At 68.1% G+C, this 17,776-nt stretch carries 20 protein-coding genes; 2 read left to right on the top strand and 18 right to left on the bottom strand.

Annotated elements, in window-relative coordinates; all coding sequences use genetic code 11:
• Positions 1–2 precede the first annotated feature (2 nt).
• The 5 genes from AB0M14_RS34375 to AB0M14_RS34355 form a co-directional block, all read right to left on the bottom strand.
• Positions 3–725 carry an ABC transporter ATP-binding protein gene (locus AB0M14_RS34375; RefSeq protein WP_365003184.1) on the bottom strand — a complete coding sequence of 241 codons (723 nt, stop codon included), beginning with the start codon at positions 723–725 and terminating at the stop codon, positions 3–5.
• Positions 722–1,480: an ABC transporter ATP-binding protein gene (locus AB0M14_RS34370; protein ID WP_365003182.1), complete on the bottom strand. Its 759-nt coding sequence runs from the start codon at positions 1,478–1,480 to the stop codon at positions 722–724. The genes AB0M14_RS34375 and AB0M14_RS34370 overlap by 4 nt, the downstream gene beginning before the upstream one ends.
• A gap of 209 nt (positions 1,481–1,689) precedes the next feature.
• On the bottom strand, positions 1,690–2,085 hold the full coding sequence (locus AB0M14_RS34365) for a RidA family protein (RefSeq protein WP_365003853.1): 396 nt from the start codon (positions 2,083–2,085) through the stop codon (positions 1,690–1,692).
• 121 nt (positions 2,086–2,206) lie between these two features.
• Positions 2,207–2,956, bottom strand: coding sequence for a 3-oxoacyl-ACP reductase FabG (fabG, locus tag AB0M14_RS34360; RefSeq protein ID WP_365003179.1), 750 nt, complete (start codon positions 2,954–2,956; stop codon positions 2,207–2,209).
• A 13-nt stretch (positions 2,957–2,969) separates the two neighbouring features.
• Positions 2,970–4,121, bottom strand: coding sequence for an acyl-CoA dehydrogenase family protein (locus AB0M14_RS34355; RefSeq protein ID WP_365003177.1), 1,152 nt, complete (start codon positions 4,119–4,121; stop codon positions 2,970–2,972).
• 126 nt (positions 4,122–4,247) lie between these two features.
• Here AB0M14_RS34355 and AB0M14_RS34350 point away from each other — a divergent pair, with 126 nt between their 5' ends.
• Complete coding sequence (locus AB0M14_RS34350) at positions 4,248–4,898, top strand: TetR family transcriptional regulator (RefSeq protein ID WP_365003175.1); 651 nt, start codon at positions 4,248–4,250, stop codon at positions 4,896–4,898.
• On the opposite strand, the gene AB0M14_RS34345 is transcribed toward AB0M14_RS34350, so the two are convergent.
• Positions 4,870–5,406: a DUF3145 domain-containing protein gene (locus AB0M14_RS34345; RefSeq protein ID WP_365003172.1), complete on the bottom strand. Its 537-nt coding sequence runs from the start codon at positions 5,404–5,406 to the stop codon at positions 4,870–4,872. The two genes, AB0M14_RS34350 and AB0M14_RS34345, sit on opposite strands and share 29 nt — an antisense overlap.
• A gap of 186 nt (positions 5,407–5,592) precedes the next feature.
• On the bottom strand, positions 5,593–6,417 hold the full coding sequence (locus AB0M14_RS34340) for a serine hydrolase domain-containing protein (protein ID WP_365003169.1): 825 nt from the start codon (positions 6,415–6,417) through the stop codon (positions 5,593–5,595).
• A 95-nt stretch (positions 6,418–6,512) separates the two neighbouring features.
• Between AB0M14_RS34340 and AB0M14_RS34335 the strand changes: the two genes are divergently transcribed.
• Positions 6,513–7,703 (top strand): serine hydrolase domain-containing protein, encoded by a 1,191-nt coding sequence (locus tag AB0M14_RS34335; RefSeq protein ID WP_365003166.1) that lies wholly within the window; start codon positions 6,513–6,515, stop codon positions 7,701–7,703.
• A gap of 54 nt (positions 7,704–7,757) precedes the next feature.
• On the opposite strand, the gene AB0M14_RS34330 is transcribed toward AB0M14_RS34335, so the two are convergent.
• The 11 genes from AB0M14_RS34330 to AB0M14_RS34280 form a co-directional block, all read right to left on the bottom strand.
• Entirely contained in the window at positions 7,758–8,888 is a 1,131-nt protein-coding gene (locus AB0M14_RS34330) for an NDMA-dependent alcohol dehydrogenase (protein WP_365003163.1), read from the bottom strand.
• 119 nt (positions 8,889–9,007) lie between these two features.
• Complete coding sequence (locus AB0M14_RS34325; protein ID WP_365003161.1) at positions 9,008–9,580, bottom strand: DinB family protein; 573 nt, start codon at positions 9,578–9,580, stop codon at positions 9,008–9,010.
• A 65-nt stretch (positions 9,581–9,645) separates the two neighbouring features.
• A complete protein-coding gene (locus tag AB0M14_RS34320) occupies positions 9,646–11,370 on the bottom strand; it encodes an ABC transporter ATP-binding protein (protein WP_365003157.1) in 1,725 nt (574 codons plus the stop codon).
• Positions 11,370–13,139 (bottom strand): ABC transporter ATP-binding protein, encoded by a 1,770-nt coding sequence (locus AB0M14_RS34315; protein ID WP_365003154.1) that lies wholly within the window; start codon positions 13,137–13,139, stop codon positions 11,370–11,372. The genes AB0M14_RS34320 and AB0M14_RS34315 overlap by 1 nt, the downstream gene beginning before the upstream one ends.
• Before the next feature lie 91 nt (positions 13,140–13,230).
• Complete coding sequence (locus AB0M14_RS34310) at positions 13,231–13,926, bottom strand: TetR/AcrR family transcriptional regulator (RefSeq protein WP_365003151.1); 696 nt, start codon at positions 13,924–13,926, stop codon at positions 13,231–13,233.
• A 25-nt stretch (positions 13,927–13,951) separates the two neighbouring features.
• Entirely contained in the window at positions 13,952–14,089 is a 138-nt protein-coding gene (locus AB0M14_RS34305) for a hypothetical protein (protein ID WP_365003148.1), read from the bottom strand.
• Between the two features lie 89 nt (positions 14,090–14,178).
• Positions 14,179–15,537 (bottom strand): serine hydrolase domain-containing protein, encoded by a 1,359-nt coding sequence (locus AB0M14_RS34300; protein WP_365003146.1) that lies wholly within the window; start codon positions 15,535–15,537, stop codon positions 14,179–14,181.
• Positions 15,538–15,546: 9 nt separating this feature from the next.
• Positions 15,547–15,804, bottom strand: a complete 258-nt coding sequence (locus AB0M14_RS34295; RefSeq protein ID WP_365003144.1) for a hypothetical protein — start codon at positions 15,802–15,804, stop codon at positions 15,547–15,549.
• 8 nt (positions 15,805–15,812) lie between these two features.
• The gene (locus AB0M14_RS34290; RefSeq protein ID WP_365003141.1) at positions 15,813–16,289 is read right to left on the bottom strand and encodes a Clp protease N-terminal domain-containing protein; all 477 of its coding nucleotides are present in this window, start codon (positions 16,287–16,289) and stop codon (positions 15,813–15,815) included.
• Between the two features lie 3 nt (positions 16,290–16,292).
• Complete coding sequence (locus AB0M14_RS34285) at positions 16,293–16,523, bottom strand: hypothetical protein (RefSeq protein ID WP_365003139.1); 231 nt, start codon at positions 16,521–16,523, stop codon at positions 16,293–16,295.
• A gap of 136 nt (positions 16,524–16,659) precedes the next feature.
• Positions 16,660–17,715: a phosphotransferase family protein gene (locus tag AB0M14_RS34280; protein WP_365003136.1), complete on the bottom strand. Its 1,056-nt coding sequence runs from the start codon at positions 17,713–17,715 to the stop codon at positions 16,660–16,662.
• Positions 17,716–17,776 lie beyond the last annotated feature (61 nt).

Below are 17,776 nucleotides of genomic sequence, written 5' to 3'. Positions count from 1 at the left end.
GATCACACCCGGTATCCGAGATAGGACTGCACGACCTTCGCATCGGCCTGGACCTCGGATGCCGTGCCGGACAACACGATCCGGCCGGCCTCCAGCACGTGGGCGTGGCTGGAGATGCCCAGCGCGAGATGCGCGTTCTGTTCGACGACGAGCACGGTGATCCGCTCCTGTTCGTTGATGGTGCCGATGAGGTGGAACAGCTCCTGGGTGACCAGGGGCGCGAGGCCCAGCGACGGCTCGTCGAGCAGCAGCAGCCGCGGGCGCAGCATGAGCGCACGGCCGATCGCCAGCATCTGCTGCTGGCCGCCGGACAGCGCGCCCGCGGCTTCGCGCCGTTTCTCCCGCAGCACCGGGAAGAAGCCGAAGACGCGCGCCAAGTCCGCTTCCACGCCGGGGCGGTCCCGGCGCGGGTAGGCGCCAAGCCGCAGGTTCTCCTCGACGGTCAGCGGAGCGAAGGTGCCGCGGCCCTCCGGCACGTGCGCGACGCCGCGGCGGGCGATGGCTTCGGGCTTACGGCCCGCGATGGCGGCGCCGTCGAGCCGGATCGCGCCGTCGGTGCGCACCATGCCGGACAGCGCGCGCAGCAGCGTGGTCTTCCCCGCGCCGTTGGGCCCGAGGATGGCGCACACGTCACCCTTGTCGACCGTGAAGCTCAGGCCCTGGAGAACGCGTGCGGCGCCGTAGCCCGCGTGCAGATCGGTGACGGTCAGGAACGGTTCGCTCATGCCGCGGTCCCCAGGTAGGCGGCGATGACGTCCGGATGCTGTTGCACCTGTTCGGGTTTGCCTTCGGCGATGACGCGGCCGAAGTCCAGGCAGACGACGCGGTCGCACAGCCCCATGACGAAGCCCATGTGGTGCTCGACGACGATGACGGTGAGGTCCAGTTCGGCGCGCAGGCCGCGAACCAGCTCGGCGAACTCGTCGACCTCGCCGTGGCTTAGGCCGTTGACCGGTTCGTCGAGCAGCAACAGCCGCGGGTGAATCGCGAGGGCGCGCGCCAACTCGATCCGCTTCAACGTCCCGAACGGGAGGCCGGCGGCCGGATGCCCGGCCACCTTCGTCAGGTCGAGACGCTCGAGCAGGGCGTCGGCTTCGGCGCGCAGCTTGCGCTCCTCCCAGCGCACCCGGGGCAGCCGCAGGCCCGCGGTGCCGAAGCCGGCGCGGGCGCGATGATGCGCGCCGACGAGCACGTTGTCCCGCACGGACATACGGGTGAACAGGCCGAGGTTCTGGAAGGTCCGGGCGATGCCGAGCCCGGCCAGGGTGTGCGGTCGCGCCGTCAGCAGGTCGGCGCCCTGGTAGGTGATCGCGCCGCTGTCGGGGGTGTAGCGCCGGGTGAGGCAATTGAACAGGCTGGTCTTGCCCGCCCCGTTCGGGCCGATCAGCCCCACGAGTTCCCCTGGCGCGACCTGGAATCCGACGTCCGTGAGCGCGGTGATGCCGCCGAAACGAAGCGTCAGCTGGGAAATTTCGAGCATGCGTCCTCCAGCCCGCGTCTGGACAGCGGGCGAGCAGTGAAACCGGCGGCGCTCGGCTGCGGGCTATAAGGTCCCGCAAAGCGTAAAACCGCTGGTAGACACGCACATCGGACGCGGAGGACCAACTTCGCGAATGCGCTTTGTCCGCCGCGGACAATGCTGGTGGCCGTCGCACTCCACGAGTCACGACGGCCCCGGCAGCCCACGGATCACGCCACGGCGGTCCCCTCCAGCTCCACCAGCTGGCCCGGAATCGCCAGGCGGGTCACCCCGAGCATGGTGGTCGCCGGCGCCACCTGGGCCGCACCCAGCCGCCCGGCCAGCACACCGTAGTGCTGGAACAACTCATCGACATCGGTGGTGTAAACATTGAGCCGCACCAGGTTCGCCAGCGACATCCCGGCTTCGGCGAGCACCGCCTCCAGGTTGTCCAGGCTCAGCGCCAGCTGCGCCGCCAGGTCACCCTCGTGCTCAGGCTTGCCGTCCTTGCTCATCGAGGTCTGCCCGGAGCAGTACAGGGTCCGGGTCTGCCCGGAGACGAGCTCGCCCTGGTTGAAACCCATGCCCAGCGACCAGGTGACCGGGTTGACGGCCGTACGTTCGATTCCCACTTCAGCTCCCACAATTCATCGGGTGTTCCTACAAACAGGAAGCTTGCCAGGGAATCACGACATCTAATGTCGTGTATTTCTACGACGGTTTTGTGATGCGTATCGCTACGCGCGGCTAGAGCCGGCGGCCGCCGTCGACGTACAGGGTCTGCCCGGTGACGAAGGTGCTGTCCGGGCCGGTGAGGAAGGCGACCACACCGGCGATATCGGCGGGCTGACCCACCCGGCGCAGGGGCGTGATCGCGGCGGTCTTGTCCTGCAATTCGGTTGCGGTGACACCGATCCGGGCCGCGGTCTGCGCGGTCATCTCGGTCGCGATGAACCCCGGGGCGACCGCGTTGACCGTGATGCCGAACGGCCCCAGCTCCATCGCCAGGGTCCGGGTGAAGCCCTGGATCCCGGCCTTCGCGGCGGCGTAGTTCGCCTGTCCTCGATTGCCCAGGGCGGACACGCTCGAGGTGTTGACGATGCGGCCGTAGCGCTGCTCGACCATGTACTGCTGCGCGGTCTTGCAGCACAGGAAGGCGCCGCGCAGATGCACGCCCATGACGGTGTCCCAGTCCTCGACCGACATCTTGAACAGCATGTTGTCGCGCAGCACGCCCGCGTTGTTCACCAGGATGTTCGGCAATCCGAGCTCCGCGGCGGTGCGGGCGAACGCGCCCTGCACCTGCTGGTCGTCGGTGATGTCGCACCCGATCCCGATGGCGGTGCCGCCGTCCGCCGCGATCTGTGCCGCCGTCGCCCGACAGGCGGCCTCGTCCAAGTCGACGACCGCGACCGCGGCGCCGCCGGCGGCCAGCCGGGCGGCGGTGGCGGCGCCGATCCCGCGGGCGGCGCCCGTTACCACTGCGACTTCATGCATCTGGAACTCCTTGTCAGACAATGGCGTTCACGCCGGTCAGGGCGCGGCCGATGAGCAGCTTCTGAATCTGGCTGGTGCCCTCGTAGAGCGTGAGCACGCGAGCGTCGCGCAGGTACTTCGACACCGGGTACTCGTCGATGTAGCCGTAACCGCCGAACACCTGGATCGCGTTGTTCGCCGCCCGCACCGCGGTCTCGCTGGCGTAGAGCTTGGCCATGGACGCCTCGGTGCCGAACGGCTGTCCGCGGTCGATCAGATCGGCCACCCGCCAGGTGAGCAGCCGGGCCGCGTCGGTCTCGACGGCGATATCGGCGAGCATCTGCTGCACCAGCTGGTAGGAGGCGATCGGCTTGCCGAACTGCTCCCGCTCCCCCGCGTACCGCACCGAGGCCTCCAGGCAAGCCCGGGCGACGCCGACGCAGCCCGCCGCCACGCCCATGCGGCCTTTGTCCAAGGCAGACATGGCGATTCGGAAGCCGGCGCCTTCGCCGCCGAGGCGCAGCGCGTCGGGCACCCGGACCTGATCGAAACTCAGCTCGGCGGTCGCCTGCCCGCGCAGCCCCAGCTTGCCTTTGATCTCGGTGCGCGCGAAGCCCGGCGAATCAGCCGGAACCAGAAAAGCGGTAATGCCTTTCGGCCCCGGACCACCCGTACGGGCGAAGATCAGCGCGATATCCGCGCGAGTACCGTTGGTGATGAACATCTTCGAGCCGGACAGCACCCAGTCCGTGCCCACCCGTTCGGCTTTGGTCACCAGACTCGCCGCATCGGAGCCGGTGCCCGCCTCGGTCAACCCGAAGCAGCCCAGCGCGCGTCCCGCGCACAGCTCCGGCAGGAAGCGCCGTTTCTGTTCCTCGGTGCCGTACCCCGCGATGCTCTTGGCGACCAATCCCAGTGACACCGAGACGATGCCGCGCACCGCGCTGTCGCCGCGGCCGAGTTCCTCCAGCAGCAGGCAGTAGTCGAGGGCGTCGCCGCCGGAACCGCCGTACTCCTCGGGCACCCCGATACCGAGGAAGCCCATCGCGCCGAGCTTGCCCACGATGGCCGGATCGACTGCCTCGGCGCGATCCCATGCCGTGGCGTTGGGGACGACTTCCTTGTCCACCCAGGTGCGAGCCAGCTCGCGCAGATCGCGATGGGTCTCGCTCAATTCCAGATTCATGCAGTGCCATCCTGAACCAAACAGTGTTAGGTTTACCGGCCGCACGTTAGCTCAACGCTGTTAGGCAGACAAGGCCCGGTTCGTCCGGGTGCTAGGTTCGACGAACTGTTCCAGGAGGTGAAAGCCGTGGCGCGACCCCGCGTACCGCTGTTGAGTCGCGACCGGATCCGCGAATCCGCGCTGAGGCTCATCGACCGCGACGGCCTCGGCGAGCTCTCCATGCGCAAGCTGGCCGCCGAACTCGGCGTCCAGGCGGCCTCGCTGTACGGCCACTACCCCACCAAGGACGACCTGCTCGACGACATCGCCCACGCCATCATGAGCCACGTCGACGCCTCGGCCTTCGCACGCGAAGACTGGCGCAGCGCACTGGTTTCCTGGGCTCGCTCGTTCCGCGCCGCCCTGGCGAAGCACCCCAACTTCGTTCCCTACCTGGCGATTTCGGGCCCAGGCCGCCGCGACGAAGCCCTGCGCGCCGCCAATGCCGTGCACGGCGGCCTGGTCGATGCCGGCTGGCCGCCCCGCCAGGCGACCATGATCGGCGCCGCCGCCCGCTACCTGGTCCTCGGTTCGACGGTCGGCTCGTTCTCCCGCGGCTTCGTCGACGACATCCAGGTCTATCGCGACCGCTACCCCAATCTCGAGCAGGCGCATCTATTGCGCGACAAAGCCGAGGAAATCGACTCGGACAGTTTCGAATTGGCGCTCAGCGCGTTCCTGGACGGGCTGGAACCGAAGTTCGAGGCACTCAGCCGACGTCGCGGCGCAGCCACGTGATCTCGGCGCCGACGCCGTCCACGCCGATCCGATAGAGCTCGAGATCGTCGTCCCAGGCGGTGCCCAGGGCGCGATCGATTTCGGCGGCGAGGTCGTAGCTGTTGTATTTGCCGAGTTCGTGGGCGGCTTGCAGCATCGCTCGCAGTCGCATCTCGCCCAGCGCCACGTCACCGTTGGCGCTGGTGGAGCCGTGCCAGAGCCCGAGGTTGGGCACGAAGCTGTAGCGCTCGCCGTCGACGCCCTCGCTGGGTTCCTCGGTGACCTCGAAACGCAGGACCGGCCAGGAGCGCAAGGATTGGGCAATGCGCGCGGCGGTGCCGACGGGGCCGACCCAATCGCTGGTTGCGCGCAATGAACCGTCGGCGGGCTGGGCGGTCCAGCGGAGTTTCGCCGGGGTGCCGAGCGCGGAGGTGAGCGCCCACTCGATGTGCGGGCACAACGCGGCTGGCGACGAGTGGATCCAGACAACACCCGCCGTCGCGTCCGCGAACTGACTCGATGCACGCACCACTAAAACCTCCAGCGTCGACGAGGACCGTCTTCCCCAACGACCCGTTTCGGCTGGCTGAAACATCGAGCGACCGCTGGCGGTCGCTACGGTGCCTGAGTGTACTGGAGTGTCCGATGTTACGGGTGTTACTTCGCGGCTGTGTTGCCGTTTCCCGCTTTTCGACACTGAACAGTGCTAGCTGGATTACCCGCGCGATAGTTCTTGAATCACCCCGTCGCTGAATACCGGCCACGCGGCCCGCGCCCAGTCCCCGAAATTCTCGTCGGCGAGCGCGACACACGCCACCTCGATTTCCGGATCAACCCACAAGAATGTGCCCGATTGGCCGAAATGTCCATATGTACGAGGCGAATTCGCACTACCGGTCCAATGCGGGGATTTGCTGTCGCGAATCTCGAATCCCAGCCCCCAGTCGTTGGGCCGCTGCGAACCGTAACCCGGCAGGACACCATTACTTCCCGGGAATTGCACGGTGCATGCTTCGCTATGCATCTCCGCGGAGATCAATTGCGGATTCAGCAACTCCGCGGCGAAAAGCAGCAGATCGTCGACAGTTGATCGCGCGCCGTGCCCCGCCGAACCGGTGAGCACCGAGTGCTTCATGCCCAGCGGCTCGAAGACCGCGTCGCGCAGATACTCGTCGAACGCGATTCCGGTCTGCGCGGTGACGAACTGCGCGAGCACCTCGAATCCGGCGCTGGAGTAGATCCGCTTGGCGCCCGGCTCGGCCAGCGCGTCGGTGGTGTCGAAGGCGATGCCGGAGGTGTGCGCGAGCAGGTGCCGCACAGTCGTTCCGGGCGGCGCGGAGTGGCTGCCGACCGGCTGATCCAGCTCGATCGCGCCCTCCTCGACGGCCACCAGCACCGCGTAGGCAACCAGCGGCTTGGTCACCGAGGCCAGCGGGAACACCCGATCGGTGTCGCCCGCGGAGTTCGCGCCCGCCGGGGTCACGACGCCCGCGCCCGCATGCCGAACCGGCCAGTCCTTGATCTGCTCGAGTGATCGCACCAAACGAGCCTACGAGACCGCTGACCGGGCGGAGCACACCTAGGCGCAAATCTGGGTCATCGGCACGCGGTACCGCCGGTACCATCGACTGCACTATGAGTGCGCGACCCACGATCCACGGCGATGTGGAGGCCGGATTCGGCCCCGTCGCCGACGCCTTCCGCAAGAACTTCGCCCAGCACGGTGAAATCGGCGCGGCCGTGGCCGTTTACGCCGGTGACCGGCCGGTGGTCGACCTGTGGGCAGGGCATCGCGACCGCAACCGGGCGCAGCCGTGGGAGCGCGACACCATCGTTCCGGTGTTCTCCTCGACCAAGGGCATGGCCGCGTTCGTGGTGGCGGCCGCGGTGTCGAAGGGCCTGCTGGACTACGAGGAGAAGGTCGCCGCCTACTGGCCCGAGTTCGCCGCCCAGGGCAAGGGCGAGATCACGGTCCGTCAGCTGATCGACCATCAGGCCGGGCTGTCCGGACTCGATACCGTGGTGAAGTTCGACCAGCTCAAAGACTTCGACGGGTTGGCGACAATCCTCGCGGCGCAGAAGCCGGCATGGCAGCCGGGCACCCGGCACGGTTACCACGCCATCACGCTCGGCCTGTATCAAGGCGAGCTGATCCGCCGCGTCGATCCGGAACATCGCACCCTGGGCCGGGTGTTCGCCGAGGACATCGCCAAACCGCTCGGCTTGGACTTCTTCATCGGGCTGCCCGCCGAGGAGGCGATGGACCGGATCGCCGTGCTGTCGGCCACCAAGGGGCTGGATATTCTGCGTTACGAGCGAGATCTGCCGCTGCGGATCGGCCTCGACGTCTACTCCAAGCGCGGACCTGCCTACGGTTCGCTGACCAATCCGCGCGTCGGCGCCCCCGCCCGCGCGACGCGTCGCGAATTCCTGGAGGTGGAACTGCCCGCGTCCAACGGCGTGGGCAATGCCCGCTCGCTGGCCAAGGTTTATGGCGCCGCCGCCGGTCGCACCGGTGCGCTGCCGATCGCGGACGCGGTGCTCTCGCATCTGGCCGCCGCGAACACCGCCGATGACGTACCCGCCGACGATCTCGTGCTGTACACCAAGAGTCGGTACCACCTCGGATTCCGCAAGTCGCGCGGTTCTTTCCGATTCGGCTCCGACAAGCGGGCTTACGGGACAACGGGTTTGGGCGGGTCCTTCGGATTCGCGGATCCCACAACGGGTCTGGGCTTCGGCTACACGATGAACCGGCTCGGTATGGCCGTGCTCGATGACGTGCGCAGCCGGAATCTGCGGGAAGCGCTGCTGCGCTGCCACTGAGACGCGAAGGGCCCCTGCCGATTACGCAGGGGCCCTTTCGGTTACGGCGTCAGCTCACCAGTCGTTCTCGGTGTAGCGGATGATGCCGCGGATGTTCTTGCCGTCCAGCATGTCCTTGTAGCCCTGGTTGATCTCCTCCAGCGAGTACTGGCGGGTGACCATGTCGTCCAGGTTGAGCTGACCGGACTTGTACAGCGACAGCAGGCGCGGAGCGTCCTGGCGGGCGTTGCCGCCGCCGAAGATGCAGCCCTTGACCGTCTTCTGCAGCATGGACAGCAGGAAGCTGTTCATCTTGACGTCGCCGTCTTCCATCCGGCCCATGGAGGTGATGACCATGGTGCCGGCCTTGCCGGTGAGGATCAGGCCCTCCTCGACGTACTGGCCCTGCATCTCACCCATGGTGAGGATGACCTTCTCCGCCATCCGGCCCTCGGTGATGTCCATGATCGGCATGATCGCCTCGGCCATGGTCGGGTAGGTGTGCGTGGCGCCGAACTTCTGCGCCTGCTCCAGCTTCCACGGATTCGGGTCGATGGCAATGACCTTGGAGGCGCCGGAGAGCACCGCGCCCTGCAGCGCGCTCATGCCGACGCCGCCGATGCCGACGATGACCGCGGTCTCGCCCGGCTGCACCTGCGCCACGTGGGTGGAGGAGCCGAAGCCGGTGGGCACGCCACAGCCGACCAGGCAGGCCACCTCGAACGGGATGCTCGGGTCGATCTTCACCACGGAGGTGTGGTGCACCGTCATGTACGGCGCGAACGTGCCCAGCAGGCACATCGGGATGACGTTCTCGCCGCGCGCCTGGATCCGGTAGGTGCCGTCGCTGATCGCCTGGCCCATCAGCAAGCCCGCGCCCAGGTCGCACAGCGCCATGTTGCCCGACACACAGGACGGACAGCGGCCGCAGGCGGGGATGAACGAGAGGATCACGTGATCGCCGACCGCCAGGTCCGACGGGCAGTTCGGGCCCAGCTTGGTGATCACGCCCGCGCCCTCGTGGCCACCCATGACCGGGTAGCCCGGCATCGGCGTCGCCCCGGTGACGATGTGATGGTCCGAGTGGCACATACCGGCGGTTTCCATCCGGATCTGCACCTCGCCGGAGACCGGGTCACCGACCTCGATCTCCTCAACCGACCACTCCTGGTCGATCCCCCACAGGATCGCGCCCTTCGTCTTCATTCCTGTCGACCTCTCGCGTGCACGTGTACTTATGTGACTGCACACACACTACGAGAAAAGTAGAACTCGTTCTAGTGCCGGGGTCGAATTTCCTGGACAGCGGCTGGTCGGGCGTCTTTTCAGGCCCGGACGTCGTACACGTGGTGGACCACGTCGTGCAGGAAGTAGATCGCCAGAGACTCTACGGTGAAACCCGAGCCGTCGCTGCGCCGAACGGCCAATTCCCGATCGGCCGGCGGAACGGATTCGATTGCGCGCGCCACGGATTCGGCCGCGACGGCGAGTTCGGCGGCGACCACGGCCGGCTCCTGGGCGCCGTAGCCGGCGGCGATCGCGGTGACATCCTGGTCCCAGTTGGAGAACAACGGCAGGCCTTCGGCGCTGCCGGTGGTGGCGTCGAAGCCCGGGACCCGCGGATCGACGGCTTCGCGCCGGGCGGCGATATCGGTGCGATAGGTGAAGATGCGGCACACGTCGCGGACGTGTGCCGCGTACTCCGTCGCCGACCAGGTGCTCTCGTCCGGGCGGACGGTAGCGTCGTCCCTGGTCAACGCTCCGGCCAGGCGCGCCGCGTAGTCGCGGGTCAGGGCCGGCACCTTGTCGTACGGTGTCGCGGGTGCGTCGAAACCGCATTCCGGACAGGTCTTCTCCAGGACCCAGGTCCAGTTCTTGTCATCGGGGACGATAGCCATGCGGAACACTGTAGGTTGGCAGAATATATTTGAACAGCAATATTCTGCCAACCCTGCGCAAAGATTCAGCCGACCAGTCGCCAGCCCTGCGCGCGCTCGCGTTCCCGCCAGAAGTCCTGGTAGCGGCCGGGTTGATCGATCAGCTCGGCGTGCGTGCCGCGCTGCGCGATACCGCCCTCGTCGAGCACCAGGATCTGGTCGGCGGCGGCGACGGTGTGCAACCGGTGCGCGACGACGAGCAGGGTCCGCTGCTCGGCCAGCGTGCGCACGGCCGCGCCGACCGCCGCCTCGTTGTCCGGATCCAGTGCGGCGGTGGCCTCGTCGAGCAGCACGATCGGGGCCTGCTTGATCAGCGCCCGGGCGATCGAAACTCGTTGGCGCTCACCGCCGGACAGGCTGACGCCGCCCTCGCCGACGCGGGTCTCCCAGCCGTCGGGCAGCCGGTCGACGATCTCGTCGACGCGGGCCAGCCGGGCGGCCTCGCGGATCTCCGCGGCGCCGGCGCCGGGCCGGCCGAGGCGGATGTTGGCTTCGATGGTGTCGTCGAAGAGGTACACGTCCTGGAACACCATGGCCAGCTGGCTCATCAGCGCCTCAGTGGACAGATCACGGACATCGACGCCGCCGACGCGGACCGTGCCGGTGTTCACCTCCCAGAATCGGGCGACCAGCCGCAGCAGGGTGGTCTTACCCGCGCCGGACGGGCCGACGATCGCGGTCAGCGTGCCCGGCTGGGCGTCGAAGCTGATGTCCCGCAGGACAGTTCGGTCGTCGTAACCGAATCCGACGTGCTCGAAGCTGACCTTGCCGGGGGCGACCGCACGCTCCTGGCCGCCTTCAGGCAGCGGCCGCACCTCGAGGACCTCGTCGATGCGGTCGAGGTTCTCCGCGGCCATGCGCAGAGCGGCGGAGTGGTCGACGATCTCCAGCAGCGGACCGGCGAAGCGGGTGATGAGCACCAGCAGCGCGATCAGTTCGGCGGCGTCGAGCGAACCACCCAGCGCCAGTGTCACTCCCACGGCCATCAGGGCGAGGAAGGCGGACTGCACCGCGACCGAGAAGGTGAGCAGGGCGGTCACCGCCCCGCGATTCATCGCCCCGTAGGCGCGGCGCTGGCCGGCGAGCGCGTCGTCGAGCAGGCGATTGCTCTCGCCGCGCCGGCCGAAGGCGCGCAGGATCGGCTGATTCTGCGCGAATTCGACAATGCGGCCCGCGGATTCGACGGCGGTGGCATCGATCGCGCCGAAACTGCGGGCGATGGCCGACTGGGACCACTGGTGCGCCACCAGGAGCACCGCGCCCGCGGCGAGCAGCGCGACCCCCAGCCGCCAGTCGAAGGCGAACATACCGACCGCGACCACGACGGGGGTGATCGCACCGCTGATCACGGGTTGCATCAGATGTGCGGGCACGGCGCCGATGCTCACGGTGCCCTGCGAAACCGAGTGGGTCAGGCGGCCGGTGCGATCGGTGCCGAACCAGCCCAGCGGCAGCCGGGAAAGGTGGTCGCCGATGCGGTGGTGCATGCCGAGCAACAGGTCGTTGGCGATCTGCTGACCGTCCATCGCCTGCGCGTAGAAGACGGCGGCCGCCGCGGCGGTGGTCCCGGCCAGCACCGCCAGCCAGCCGATCGCGGCGTCGCGGTCGCCGTCCAGCAGCGCGCGCAGGACCGGGACCACCAGCAGCACACAGAGGCCTTGGAGGACCGAGAAGGCGATGATCAGGCCGATCCAGCGCACGAAACGCGGGCGGTCGGCGGGATCGACGAGACGAAACAGCTTGCGAATCATCAGGATTCCTTTACAGCGAGGGGCTGCGTCTGAGTGCGCCACAGGTGGGCGTACGCGCCGTCGGCGGCCAGCAGGTCGTCGTGCTTGCCGGATTCGAGCACCTGCCCGCGGGACAGGACCACGATGCGGTCCGCGCCGCGAATGGCGTGCAGGCGATGGGCGATCACCAGCAGGGTGCGGCCGGCGACCAAGCGGGACAGCGCGTCCTGCACGGCCGCTTCGGATTCCGGGTCGGCGAAGGCGGTGGCCTCGTCCAGGACCAGCACCGGGGTGTCGGCCAGCAGCGCGCGGGCGATCGAAATCCGTTGCGCCTCACCGCCGGACAAGTGCGCGTCGGCGCCGATCTCACTGTCGTAGCCGCGGGGCAAGGCCATGATGCGGTCGTGGATCTGCGCGGTCCGAGCCGCGGCTTCGATATCGGCGAGGTCGGCTTCTGGGCGGCCGAGGGCGATGTTGTCGCGAATACTGGTGCGCAGCAACGAGGTTTCCTGGAAGACGAAACCCACCCGCCGGTAGAGATCGCGCTCGGACAGGTCGCGAACATCGACGCCGCCGATGCGCACCGCGCCCTCGGTGACATCCCAGAAGCGCGGCAGCAGCCGGGCCAGCGTCGACTTACCGGAGCCGGAGGCGCCGACCAGGGCGGTGACGGTACCCGGCTCCAGGCGCAGGTCGACGCCGTCGAGCACGGTGGTGCGACCGTCGTAAGAGAAACGCACACTGTCGAATTCGACGCTCGCACCGGTGGGTGTCCGCGGGGTGCCGACCCGGCGCAATTCCGGGGTCGCCAGGAGCTCGCCGATCCGGCCGGCCGCTTCGGCGGCCGCCTGCATGGCCATGGCGCCGAATCCGAGTGCCATGATCGGAGCGCCCAGCCCGACCGCCAGCATGACGAAGGCGATGACCTCGACCAGATCCGCTTGCAGCCAAATGCCTCCGGCGAGTGCCACCAGCAGCAGCATCGGCGGTGCGATGAGGGTGTTCGCGATCGATTCGACCCGGCGCATCGGGCCCTGCCATTCGCCGAAGAAGCGCGCCAGATCGTCCCCGGCGCGGCGGTATCGGTCCTGGGCGCGCCCGGCCTGGCCGAAAGCCTTGACCACCGCGATGCCGTCGACGAACTCGACGGCGGCGGCGTTGACCTTGTCGAGCTCCGAGCTCAACCGCTTCATGCCCGCGCCGCCGTCGCGCAGCTCGAAAGCCGTGGCGGCGAACCAGAGCACCAGGGGCACAAGACAGATCAGCGCCAGCCGCCAGTCCAGGTAGAAGAGGTAGCCGAGCGCCACCAAGGGCGTGACGAGCGCGGCCACCAGGTCGTTGAGCGCGTGCGCCACCGCGTGGTGGATCGCGCCCACGTCATCGGAGAGCACCCGCTTCACCCGTCCGGAGCTGCGGTCGGTGAACCAGCCCAGCGCGACACCGCCCAGCCGGTCGGCCATCTGCCGCCGGATCTGCAACCCCAGGTCGGCGTCGGCGATATGGCTGATCGTGTAAGCGCTTGCGGCGCCCAGGGTTCGGACGGCGAACCCGACCACCGCGATCCCCACCCACAGCCACACCGCGCCGCGATCCGCGCCGCCCAGCAGCTCCCGCGCGATCTCCACGACCGCGATGTAGGGCGCGAGCCCCGCCAGCGCACCCACCAATTGCAGCACCGCCGCCCCGGCGAGCCGCCCGCGCACGGGGGCGAGCACGACCTTCAGCCCGCCAGGTTTCTCGCTCGGCTGTTCTTCCTGGACCGCTACCGGATCCAGCACCGCTGTACTCATCGGGCTCCCAAGGGCAAATTAGATCACTGTTCCAATTTGCAGTGTAGCGAGCACTCCGGCCGCGGTACAGAATCTTTTTCGCGAACCGCCGCTACGGCGACGCGTTCCTGATCACCTCGAGCCGGGCCGCCATCCCCTCGAGCGTCCGCTCCAGCGCGTACCGGCACTGCTCGCGGTGCGCCGCGTCCCGCTCCCGCGGGTTCCCCACGTACCGCCGCACCATTCGCAACATCTCCTGCGCGCCCGGCCCGGCATCCGGCCGCCCCGCCAACAGGCTCTGCAATCCGGCCATCCCCAGCTCCCCGTCGTCACTGGCGCGCTGGTCCCCCAGCGCGATCATCCCGAGACAGCTGTTGAACGCGACCGAATACGCGATCGCGGCCTCCTCCCCCCACCCCGCTTCCAGCATCCGCGTCATCCCCGCGTCCATCGACGGCAGCAATTCCTCGGTCTGCGGCCCGTTCCGCAGCAGCCACGTCGCGGTACCCGGATATCCCGAGAAATGCTCGATGATCTGCGACAGAATCCCGTGCAACAGCTTCCGCCAATCCGGCTCCCCGAGATTCAAATCGATCTCCGCGAAAATCCGATCGATCACCGCCGCACACACCCGCTGCCGATCCCCCACATGGTGATAGATCACCGACAGCGACGTATCCAGCCGCCCGGTGAGATCCCGCATGCTCCACCCATCGAGCCCCCGCTCCGCCGTCAACGCCAGCGCCCCCTCGACAATCACCGCCCGCGAAAGACCGGTCCGATACGCCCGCCGGGAACCTTTTGCCACGGCTCGACCCTAACGACCCCGATCGCTACTCGGCCCCGGACGCGTCGTGCTCCCCCTCGCACCACTGCTCGGCGGGGACCATGGCGCGCACGTCGTCGACGTGCTCGCCGCAGCCGTCCCAGGTGGTCTTGCCGCAGCTCGGGCAGGTGATCGGGTAACACATCAGGGGTCCTCCAGACGGTTGGGGGGTATCGCCGAGCCAGCGTACCGGCGGGCGATCACGGGTCCGGATTCGAACCGGGTGTCGCGCCGTCAGTCCGTTCGGGGGTGCACCCGGGAGTTGGTGTGCAGGTAGTGGGCCCGGCCGTCGCGGAAGTCGTAGAGGGCGACGGTTTGCGGGTCTTCGAGGGGGTCGGTGGGTGGCATGAGGAAGTGGGTTTCGCTGATGGGGAGCAGGTCGTAGCGGAGGTGGTCGGGTTTGCCGAGGAACTGAGCCTGCATGGGGTCGAGGCCGAGGGTGAGGTGCAGGCGGCCGGCTTCGGCGTGGACGACATAGCGGGTGCCGGGGCGTTCGTAGACGCCTTCGTAGCGGGACAGGTCCAGGGCGAGGGCGGGGTTCGGTTTCGGCGGGGCGGGCAGGCCGGGGATGCCGAGGGTGCTCAGGATTTCCTGGAAGACCTTCTGGTAGAAGGTTTCCCGAGGGCCGCCGTTGGTGACCATCGCGATGATGGTGTCGTGATCGGGGAGGATGCGGAGGCGAGCGTTCTGGCCGATGGTGCTGCCGTCGGTGGCATAGACGGTGTGGCCGGACCAGTCGCAGACGATCAGCCCCAGAGCCCATTCCGGACCGAACATGTAGGGGTCGGGGATGGGCACGCGCGAGGACGTCATTTCCCGAAGGGCGGCCGGGGAGACGATCCGTGTGCCGTCGGGGGCTTTGCCGTCGTCCAGGAAGAGCCGGCCGACGGCCAGCAAGTCGCGCACGGTGGCGGTGAAATTGCCCGCGGGGCCGTAAGACCGGGGTAGGTGCGGGATCGGAGTGACGATCGGGCCCTCGTCGAGCGAACGGAGCAGATGGCCCGTGGCGGCGCGGGCCGGGTCGACCTGCGCGTGCCAGGTGCTGGTGTCGGACAAGCCCATCGGAGTCAGCAGGCGCTCGCGCACGAGATCGTCCCAGGAGCGGCCGTCGAGGACTTCCATCAGGCGGGCGAGCAGGGCGTAGCCCAATGCCGTGCTGTAGCCGTGGGTTTCGCCCAGCGGAAAGACCTGGGGTGCGCCGGCGATGGCCGAAACCATGCGGGCGTACACGTCGGCGCCTTCGCCGGGGTCGCCGAAGGCTTCCTCGATGCCATGGGTGTGATTGAGCAGGTGGCGCGCGGTGAGCTCGGCCGTGACCCGCGGGTCGGCCACCGAGAAACCGGGCAGATACGCGCGGATCGGATCGTCCAGGCCGATCCTGCCTTCGTCGACGAACTGCATGAAAGCAAGGGCAGTAAAGGTTTTGGAGATGGAACCGAGTTGGTAGACGGTGTCCGTGGTTGCCGCTTCGCCGGTCGATACGTCCTTGACGCCGACGGTGAACTCGGTGACCTGCCCGGCATGGAGCACGCCGAGGACAGCGCTGGGAATTCCGTACTCCGGCAACAGTTCTCGAATCAGGTCGAGCCGCATCGCGATCGCCTACTTCGGCAGACCGACCGCATTGGCGGCGTCCGCTTCGAAGAATTCGGTCGCCGCGAACGAGCCCGCGTGGGAGTCGAAGAAGGCCTGAACGCTTTCGAGTGATTCGCCCACGATCAGGTTGACAGCCTTGGCCCCGTCGGCGCTCGCCACCGCGAGAGTCCATCTGCTGCCCTTGGGCATTCGCACATGCGCCTGCTTCAGCGCATTCCAGAAACCGTCATTGTCGGACACTGCCGACACCGCCATGACATGCATTCTCGCTCCTATCGATCTTCCAGCGATTCGTGGACTCGGGTGACCAGCGCGACCCGGTCGGCGCCCGCGAGCGCGAGCGCCCGCGGCACCGTGCCGACCTCCGCCTGCAGGATCCCGAGCAGCACATTCGCTTGGCGTAGTTCACGTTTGGGGTAGGTGGTGGTCATCCGTTCGAGCACGAGCTTCCCCGTCGCCCCGACACTCGGCGCCTTGGTCGAATGCCGACTCGGTCCAGGCAGATTCGCGATCGAGACACCCGCGATCGCCAGACTCTGCTCGAATTCCCGGTCCAGCGCGTCCCGGATCGCCCGGGCATCCAGCCCGGCTTCGGCGAGCAGCCGCTGCGGCGCGGTGCCGTCCTGCGCGGCAACGGCCAGCAGCAGGTGTTGCGCCTCGATCGTCGCCGACCCGTCCTGCCGCGCCTCGTGCCCGCCGCGCTCCATGACCGCGTGCAGATACTTGTCGAATTCGTTGTTGCCGAACATGTTTCAGCGCCTCCTCAGCCGGACGCCGGCGGCGATCAGCCGCTTGGCGTGTTTCTTGTGCACTGCCTGACGGGTGACGCCGAGCGCCTCGGCCACCTGCGGCCAGCCCCAGCCCGCCCGCATCGCCTCCTCGACGGCGAGGTCTTCCAGCCGATCGGCCAGGCGCCGCAGGGCGACCACCGCCGCGAGGCGGCCGGCGGGATCGGTGGCGTCGGGGATCTCCAGGTCGGACATGTAAGCAACCTTAGTTGACAATTCTAGATAGTCAACCCAAGTTGCTCCGGGAGGCATGGCCGGACAACAAAAAATCCGGCGTGGCCGCTGGTGCGGCCGCGCCGGATCTGTTCGTCGCGCTCGAAGGACCTGAGATCTACTGCATTACGCGGTGCGCCCGCTCGAAGAGTTCGAGGGTGCACGCGTGCAGGAAGTCGCCGACTTGCTTGGGCGCCTTGCCCGCGAACGCGCGGGCGTAGGTGCCCTCCAGCACGATGCCGAGCTTGAAGCAGGCCAGCACGGTGTACCAGTCGACGGCGGACAGGTCGCGGTCGGAGAATTCGCCGTAGTGCGCGACCATCTCCGCCGGCGTCGGCAGGCCGCCGACAGTGCCGAGTTTGCCGGTCAGCGAGCCGATGGTGGTGCCGGGTTCCGGGCGGGTGGCGATCTGCCAGCCGAGGTCGAGCAGCGGGTCCCCGATGGTGGACATCTCCCAGTCGACCATCGCCGCGACCCGCGGACTGTCGAACTCGAACATCATGTTGGCGAGATGACAGTCGCCGTGCAGGATGCCCGCGCGCCACTCGGTGGGGCGGTTGCGCTCCAGCCAGTCGCCGACTTCCCGCACGCCGGGGATCTCCGGCCCGGGGTATCCCTCGTTGGCCGAGTAGGAGTCGAGCTCGCCCAGCCAGCGCGGAACCTGGCGTTCCAGGAAGCCCGCGGGCTTGCCGTAATCGGCCAGGCCCAGTTTCTCGTAGTCGAGCATGCCGAGCCGGGCGATGGCCTCGACCGCCGACAGACCCATCTGCCGGCGGACCTCCGGGTCGCCGGCGTGCAGTTCGGGCATTTCGTTCTGCGGGTTGAAGCCGGTGATCGGTTCCATCAGGTAGAAGACGGCGCCGAGCACGGACTCGTCGGGGCAGGCGGCGATCACGCGCGGTGCCCGGATCCCGGTGCCGTCGAGCGCACCGAGCAGACGAGCCTCGCGGCGGATCACCTCGTTGCTCTTGGCGCGCAGGTGCTTCGGGCCGCGCCGCAGCACGTAATCGCGGCCGCCCCGGGTGAAGCGCAGCATGATGTTCTGGGTGCCGCCGCCGAGCGCGCGCACCTCCTCGAAAGTCGCGCCAGGCAACCCCTGCTCATCCATCCACTTCCCGACGACGGCGAAATCGACGACGTCAGGATCCACTCCGGCCGGTTGCGCATCAGACATGCCCACATTGTGCACCACGAGTCCGGAGTAACTGAAGGCAAGTGACAACAGTTAGCCCGCC

It is taken from the genome of Nocardia sp. NPDC051832, from assembly GCF_040681285.1.
Lineage (GTDB): Bacteria > Actinomycetota > Actinomycetes > Mycobacteriales > Mycobacteriaceae > Nocardia.
The sequence above is the reverse complement of the archived record's forward strand: the minus strand, read 5'-3'. Positions and strand labels throughout refer to the sequence as shown.

Bases quoted from the DNA above. Each gene is read 5' to 3' on its own strand.
- AB0M14_RS34375 (WP_365003184.1), bottom strand. From the start codon at position 725: ATGAGCGAACCGTTCCTGACCGTCACCGATCTGCACGCGGGCTACGGC.
- AB0M14_RS34370 (WP_365003182.1), bottom strand. From the start codon at position 1,480: ATGCTCGAAATTTCCCAGCTGACGCTTCGTTTCGGCGGCATCACCGCG.
- fabG (WP_365003179.1), bottom strand. From the start codon at position 2,956: ATGCATGAAGTCGCAGTGGTAACGGGCGCCGCCCGCGGGATCGGCGCC.
- AB0M14_RS34355 (WP_365003177.1), bottom strand. From the start codon at position 4,121: ATGAATCTGGAATTGAGCGAGACCCATCGCGATCTGCGCGAGCTGGCT.
- AB0M14_RS34335 (WP_365003166.1), top strand. From the start codon at position 6,513: ATGAGTGCGCGACCCACGATCCACGGCGATGTGGAGGCCGGATTCGGC.
- AB0M14_RS34330 (WP_365003163.1), bottom strand. From the start codon at position 8,888: ATGAAGACGAAGGGCGCGATCCTGTGGGGGATCGACCAGGAGTGGTCG.
- AB0M14_RS34325 (WP_365003161.1), bottom strand. From the start codon at position 9,580: ATGGCTATCGTCCCCGATGACAAGAACTGGACCTGGGTCCTGGAGAAG.
- AB0M14_RS34320 (WP_365003157.1), bottom strand. From the start codon at position 11,370: ATGATTCGCAAGCTGTTTCGTCTCGTCGATCCCGCCGACCGCCCGCGT.
- AB0M14_RS34315 (WP_365003154.1), bottom strand. From the start codon at position 13,139: ATGAGTACAGCGGTGCTGGATCCGGTAGCGGTCCAGGAAGAACAGCCG.
- AB0M14_RS34305 (WP_365003148.1), bottom strand. From the start codon at position 14,089: ATGTGTTACCCGATCACCTGCCCGAGCTGCGGCAAGACCACCTGGGAC.
- AB0M14_RS34300 (WP_365003146.1), bottom strand. From the start codon at position 15,537: ATGCGGCTCGACCTGATTCGAGAACTGTTGCCGGAGTACGGAATTCCC.
- AB0M14_RS34295 (WP_365003144.1), bottom strand. From the start codon at position 15,804: ATGCATGTCATGGCGGTGTCGGCAGTGTCCGACAATGACGGTTTCTGG.
- AB0M14_RS34290 (WP_365003141.1), bottom strand. From the start codon at position 16,289: ATGTTCGGCAACAACGAATTCGACAAGTATCTGCACGCGGTCATGGAG.
- AB0M14_RS34285 (WP_365003139.1), bottom strand. From the start codon at position 16,523: ATGTCCGACCTGGAGATCCCCGACGCCACCGATCCCGCCGGCCGCCTC.
- AB0M14_RS34280 (WP_365003136.1), bottom strand. From the start codon at position 17,715: ATGTCTGATGCGCAACCGGCCGGAGTGGATCCTGACGTCGTCGATTTC.